Below are 5,526 nucleotides of genomic sequence, written 5' to 3'. Positions count from 1 at the left end.
TTCGGGGGCGGCGGCTGGGTGTTGTTCCACAAGCCCCCCGGCAGGGATTTTGAGGTCTACAACGACTTCAACAGCCTTCTTGCCAACCTGTACCGCTGTGTCCGGGACAAGCCGGATCTGCTGATGAACGCCCTGAAATATGTTCTCAATTCCCGTGAGGACTTTGACCGGGTGCGGCTGGCCCTGCGCCGCCAGCGCACCACCGACGTCCAGCGGGCGGCGTGGTTCTATCAGATCATCCGCTACAGCTACGCCTCCGCCCTCACCAGCTACGGCAGCCAGCCCCATGACATGCGGGCCAATTTCCTTCTCATCGAGCAGGCCCACCGGCGTCTGAAGGACGTGGTGGTGGAGAACAAAGATTTTGAGAAGCTCATCCGGCAGTACGACCGCCCGGTGAGCCTTTTTTATTGCGACCCGCCCTACCATGCCACCGAGGGGTACTACCAGAACATCGGGGAGGACGGATTCACAGAGAAGGACCACATCCGCCTGCGGGACGCCCTTCTGTCCATTGAGGGGAAGTTCCTGCTCTCCTACAATGACGACGCCTTTGTCCGGGAGCTGTACGATGCCCCCGGCATCCAGATCGAGGCGGTCACCCGGCTGAACAACATCAAGCAGCGGTACGACCCCAACTGCCAGTTTGCCGAGGTGTTCATCGCCAACTATGACATGACCGAGCGGCAGCGTGCCGCCACACAGCTGAACCTGTTTGATTTCGGGCAGGAAATTTAATCAGAAAACGGAGGAATATCACATGAAATTCATCAAAGAGATCACACCCAAGGGCCTCCTGCTTCCAGTGACCGCCGCACGGCTGGCCGGGTTCAACGCCGGCGACAAGGTGGAGTACCACACCCTGGATGGGGCCATGCTGGTGCTGAAAGGGCGGATGAGCGCGCCGGAGCTGCTGGCCGTTGTCCAACAGCTCACGAGCACGTCGGCCCAGCTGCTCCACTACCTGTCGGAGGTCTGCGGCCCCTGTGAGGACTGTGATAAGGACAGCTGCCCCTACAACGACTTCGAGGAGGAAGCCGTTCAGGTGAACGAGTATCTGCGGGAGGCCGCCGGCATCCCCGATGGGGCCAAGCTGTGCGCCGAGGTGGACGAGGAGGCCCACACCATCACGGTTCTGGCGGCGGAACACCGCTATGACCTGCGGGACCTTCCGGCGGATCTGCTGGAGACCTTCATGGTGGTGGGCGCCTGCCTGGGCAGGCTGGAGGAGCATCTGATTGCGGAGGATACCGTCTATGGCGGCTGATTTTCCCTATCTGTACCCCTACTCCCGCGCCGACGCCCGCCGTCTGAGGCAGACGCAGATGCACGAGGACAGCTTTCGGGTGAATGTGGACTGCGCCAGAGCCATTGAGCAGGCGGTCCGGGATTATTTCAATGAGGCGGACGAGTTGCTGGCCGAGGGCTGCGCCCAGTCTGTGCTGGAACAGTTCGGCTTTAAGCGTGTAAACTTCGTTCTCGCCAACTCCCTGCAGGAGTTCCGCGAGTCGGCCTGCAAGCATCTGGTCAGCGATGAGACCTACCAGTGGGGCAGGAAAACCTTCGTTCCCCCGGACGGCAAGTATAACCGCTACTATGCGGTGGATACCGCCGCGGCACTGCTGGAGTCGTTCATCGGACAGGCCGGGGACGCATACCAGGCGCTGGGGCTGTTCGGCCTGGAACACTGTGCCGGTAACCCGCTGGAGCAGAACTACAAGGGCAAAGTGCTGGTGATGCGTCCCGACACGCTCCGGGAGAGCTGCTGGGACCCCCGCAATATGCTCTGGCTGGCGGAAGGCGGCTTTGGCTGTTCTCCCCACGCCAGAGGTCAGGCGGTCTACGCCACCTGCCTGGGCGACGGCGAAAAGACCCGCTGGAACCGCTCCGACTTCGCTGGCGTTCTGGATGAGCAGTATCTGCCGGACTGGGCGCGGGAGAAGCTGGAGGAGCTTCGCACTCCCCAGCAGGAGCAGGACACCGGGCCCGCCATGGGCGGCATGAATATGGAGTAATTCCATTTTACCAAAAAATTTTTAGGAGGAACCGACAATGAAACAGGCCCCTGACCCGGCCCTCACATCTCAGCGTGAGGCCCTCCCCATGCAGGTGGATGTGAAAATCCACTCCCTCCACGCCAGCGGCCCCGTCCTGGCGGACGCCTCCGTCAACCTGAACGGGTGCTTCGCTATCCGGGGCGTCAAGGTGGTGGAGGGCAGCAACGGCCCCTTCGTCTCCCTGCCCAGCTACAAGGGCAGGGACGGCTATAAGGACATCTGCTTTCCCTGTACGAAGGAGTTCCACCAGCAGTTCCATCAGGCAGTGCTGGACGCCTATCAGCAGACTCTGGCTCAGATCCCCCAGCGCCAGCAGGAAAACGGGGTCCCCGGCGAAACCCAGCGAAGCGGTTTCGCTGGGGAAAGGAGGAGCAGTGAAGTGAGCGAGTCCTGTCGCTTGCGGCAGGACGAGGGATACGGAGCGTGCGACGACGCGGCTCCACCCGCCCCGGAAATGAAAATGTAGAGGAGGAAACGACGATGAAGAAACTGACCGCAGTCTGCGCCCTGGTATTGGCGCTGACTATGGCCCTCGCTCCCGCCGCTCACGCGGCGGAGTGGGCCGACCCCACCCAGGTCTGCTACCCCAGCTCCGTCACCCAGAGCGAGGATGGGGCCGAGATCCGCAAATTCTATGACCTGTCTCCGGAGGACGATCCCACCGGCATCCCCCGCTCGGACTTCGAGCAGGACGGATACCACTATACCCTGGTGGATCTGCTCAAGCAGGAACTTCCGGAGCATGAGAGCCGCCAGCACACCGAGACGGTGACGCTGGACAGTAAAAACAAGGATATGGCCTCTGTGCTGGCTCTGCTGCCCCAGGAGAAGGCGTTCATCACCGACGACGGCCTTGCCGGGACGCTGACCCTGCGGCTGGATACAGTGCAGGTGGAGGTGGCCGGCTACGGCAGCTCCACCAAGCAGATCTCCGCCACCCGGACCTATCCCAATCTGGCGGGACAGGACACCCAGTACATCCCCAAGACCATCCAGGACGGCGGGCGTACTCTGACCCTCCAGGACGTCAGCTGGCAGACGGACAACACCGGCAGCCTGGACGGCTATGCCCTGGGCGACCGCTACACCGCCGTGGCCACTTACACCGGCAGCGCCACCAGCAGCTACGTCAAAGGCTATACCGTCACCGCCGACTACACTGGTACAGTCAGCAGGATCGCGCTGAACAAGACCCGGTATGTGGCAATTTTCGAGGGGACGCCCCTCCAGCCTGCGGAGCCTGTGGACGACGGTCTGGAGGCAACCGATCCGGCCCCCGCCGCCAGCTTCAACTGGCCGCTTCTGCTGGCACCTCTGGGCCTCATCGCCGCGGCTGGCGGCGGCATCGGGATCGCCCTGTTCCTCAAGCGGCGCAGTGAGCTGGCCGAGGGCGGAGATGAGGATGCGTAATTCCAAACCTGTAATCAGAAAGGACTGGTGAATGTGATGAAGAAGAAACTGACCATGCTCCTCCTGGCTCTGTGCATGACGGCCTCCATGATGGCGACCGCCTATGCCGCGGAGCCTCTGGAGTACACTATCGACGGAGCTGGCAACCCGGAGTACGGCAAGTCCACGTCCATTGAGGTGGTGCATACCCCTGGCGGCGGGGCCATGAAAAACGAGGACGTGAGCAAGAACGCCGCTCTCGCTCCCCCCGCCTTCGGCAGCTACAGCGCCGACACCCTGCACACCGGCACGCCCCTCACTCCCAATCTGGCTCCCGGCTATCAGCCCACCTCCGGAGCCATCATCAACGGCAGCACCGGTGTCATTCAGCCTCCCGCCATGGGCGGCAGTTTGGAAACGGATTCCGGCATCGGCTCCGTCTATGTCCCCGGCTCGTCCTCGGTGACAGTGACCAACCCCGGCAGTGCTTCAGGCGGCTATACGGCGGTGACAGATGACCTCTACTACAGCAACGGCAGTCTGGGAACACTGAAGATCCCCGCCATCGGTCTGAGCGTCAAGATCTACCAGGGTACGGACAGCGCCGCGCTGAAGAAGGGCGCGGGTCATTTTGAGGACACCTCCATCTGGGATGGAAATGTGGCGCTGGCTGCCCACAATCGGGGCGTGAACAACCACTTCGGGGAGATCCACACGCTGGAGGTGGGCGATACCATCACCCTGACCACACGGCTGGGGACCCGAACCTATGAGGTGACCAGTGTCTCCAAGGTGAGTGAGACAGACCGCAGCGCCCTCGCCGCCTCCACCACCAACATGATCACGCTTTATACCTGTGTCCGTGACCAGCGGGATCAGCGGTGGTGCGTCCAGGGGGTGGAAATTAGCTAATATGCTTCGTTTTCGCCCGCTCGTTTCTCCGTTTTAGATTGCATTTTCTTCTCGACTTTTGACCTCTGTTCCGATATTGTATTGCTTGCAAAAGCACCACAAAATACGGAATACAGGAGGAAAAAAGTATGACCAGCATGAAAAAGCGCATTGCCGCCGCATTGACGGCAGCCACCCTCACCATTGGGCTCACCGTCCCCGCCGCGGCAGCGGAAGCGCCCAACGAACCCATCCGGGTGAGCAGCTACAAGGGCAATACCCTGGAGACGGGAGAGCGAAGCGGCCTGATCATCGGCCCCAGCGGCATGGACTACACCGTCACCTCCAGCGACCCGGACACGGTAGCGGTGGAGCAGGTGCTGACCTTCTGGGTGGCTGTCGCAAAGGGGGCGGGGACCGCGGAGATCACCGCATCCAACAGCGCCGGGGAATGCGGGAGCATGACGCTGACGGTCGGCTCCGCCGCCCCCGCCGCGCCGAAAGCTCCCGCCAGCATGGACAGCGCCAGCCTGACGGACAACCTGGAGATCCGGCAGGAGATGATCCGGCTGATCAACCAGACCCGCAAGGCCAACGGCGTGTCGGAGCTGCCGGTCAGCGAGGCCCTGATGACCGCCGCCCAAGCCTGCTCCGACCGGCGCTACACCTGGCATCACGCCGCAGAGGAGGGCCAAGCCGCCGCTGACGCCGGCTACCCCTACGGTTTCGGTGACAACCTCACCGTGTTCACCGGCACAGACGACGCCGCCCGGCGCGCCGTCGACAACTGGATCAACTCTCCCGGTCACTTCGAGACCATGATCGACTCAAGATGCGACTGCATCGGCGTGGGTGTGACCCAGTACGACGGCATCACCTACTGCTACATGTTCGTCGGAATCCCAAACAGCGTCAATTTTTATGCGTAAGCGAAAATAAAACCAAAACGGCCTTCCAGCGCAAGCTGGAGGGCCGTTTTCTGTCAAAAAGGAGGCTGACAAGCTATGAAAAAGTTCCATTTTCCCCGAATCCGCCTGATCGCGGCTCTGCTGGCCCTGGTCTGCGTGCTGGGCCTGCTCCCCGGCACAGCCCTCGCCGCCACGCCGGACACGATCAAGATGGACGACTGCACCCACAATGGGGTCAAGTATGAGTCCCCGGCTCTGGGTACCTGCCATCTGCACCAGAT

At 61.9% G+C, this 5,526-nt stretch carries 8 protein-coding genes; all 8 read left to right on the top strand.

The features are described 5' to 3' along the window. The coding region (locus NFS22_RS23060; protein ID WP_251319969.1) for a DNA adenine methylase at window positions 1-738 on the top strand (738 nt) is incomplete at its 5' end. A 22-nt stretch (window positions 739-760) separates the two neighbouring features. Then, complete coding sequence (locus NFS22_RS23055; protein WP_251319968.1) at window positions 761-1,267, top strand: hypothetical protein; 507 nt, start codon at window positions 761-763, stop codon at window positions 1,265-1,267. Continuing rightward, window positions 1,257-2,015, top strand: coding sequence for a DUF3849 domain-containing protein (locus tag NFS22_RS23050; RefSeq protein WP_251319967.1), 759 nt, complete (start codon window positions 1,257-1,259; stop codon window positions 2,013-2,015). The genes NFS22_RS23055 and NFS22_RS23050 overlap by 11 nt, the downstream gene beginning before the upstream one ends. Before the next feature lie 37 nt (window positions 2,016-2,052). Next, entirely contained in the window at window positions 2,053-2,523 is a 471-nt protein-coding gene (locus tag NFS22_RS23045; RefSeq protein ID WP_251319966.1) for a SpoVG family protein, read from the top strand. A gap of 14 nt (window positions 2,524-2,537) precedes the next feature. Next, window positions 2,538-3,467 (top strand): cell wall anchor protein, encoded by a 930-nt coding sequence (locus NFS22_RS23040; RefSeq protein WP_251319965.1) that lies wholly within the window; start codon window positions 2,538-2,540, stop codon window positions 3,465-3,467. 36 nt (window positions 3,468-3,503) lie between these two features. Next, window positions 3,504-4,358, top strand: coding sequence for a class D sortase (locus NFS22_RS23035; protein WP_251319970.1), 855 nt, complete (start codon window positions 3,504-3,506; stop codon window positions 4,356-4,358). A gap of 128 nt (window positions 4,359-4,486) precedes the next feature. After that, window positions 4,487-5,266, top strand: coding sequence for a CAP domain-containing protein (locus NFS22_RS23030; protein WP_251319964.1), 780 nt, complete (start codon window positions 4,487-4,489; stop codon window positions 5,264-5,266). Between the two features lie 75 nt (window positions 5,267-5,341). Continuing rightward, window positions 5,342-5,526, top strand: a 185-nt coding sequence (locus NFS22_RS23025; RefSeq protein ID WP_251319963.1) for a hypothetical protein, incomplete at its 3' end; no start/stop codon positions are given.

Origin of the sequence: Flintibacter muris (assembly GCF_943192995.1) — a bacterium.
Classification (GTDB): domain Bacteria; phylum Bacillota; class Clostridia; order Oscillospirales; family Oscillospiraceae; genus Lawsonibacter; species Lawsonibacter muris.
This window is presented reverse-complemented; position numbering and strand designations above follow the sequence as displayed.

Coding starts and splice junctions, on each gene's coding strand:
- NFS22_RS23055 (WP_251319968.1), top strand. CDS start 761: ATGAAATTCATCAAAGAGATCACACCCAAGGGCCTCCTGCTTCCAGTG.
- NFS22_RS23050 (WP_251319967.1), top strand. CDS start 1,257: ATGGCGGCTGATTTTCCCTATCTGTACCCCTACTCCCGCGCCGACGCC.
- NFS22_RS23045 (WP_251319966.1), top strand. CDS start 2,053: ATGAAACAGGCCCCTGACCCGGCCCTCACATCTCAGCGTGAGGCCCTC.
- NFS22_RS23030 (WP_251319964.1), top strand. CDS start 4,487: ATGACCAGCATGAAAAAGCGCATTGCCGCCGCATTGACGGCAGCCACC.
- NFS22_RS23035 (WP_251319970.1), top strand. CDS start 3,504: ATGAAGAAGAAACTGACCATGCTCCTCCTGGCTCTGTGCATGACGGCC.
- NFS22_RS23040 (WP_251319965.1), top strand. CDS start 2,538: ATGAAGAAACTGACCGCAGTCTGCGCCCTGGTATTGGCGCTGACTATG.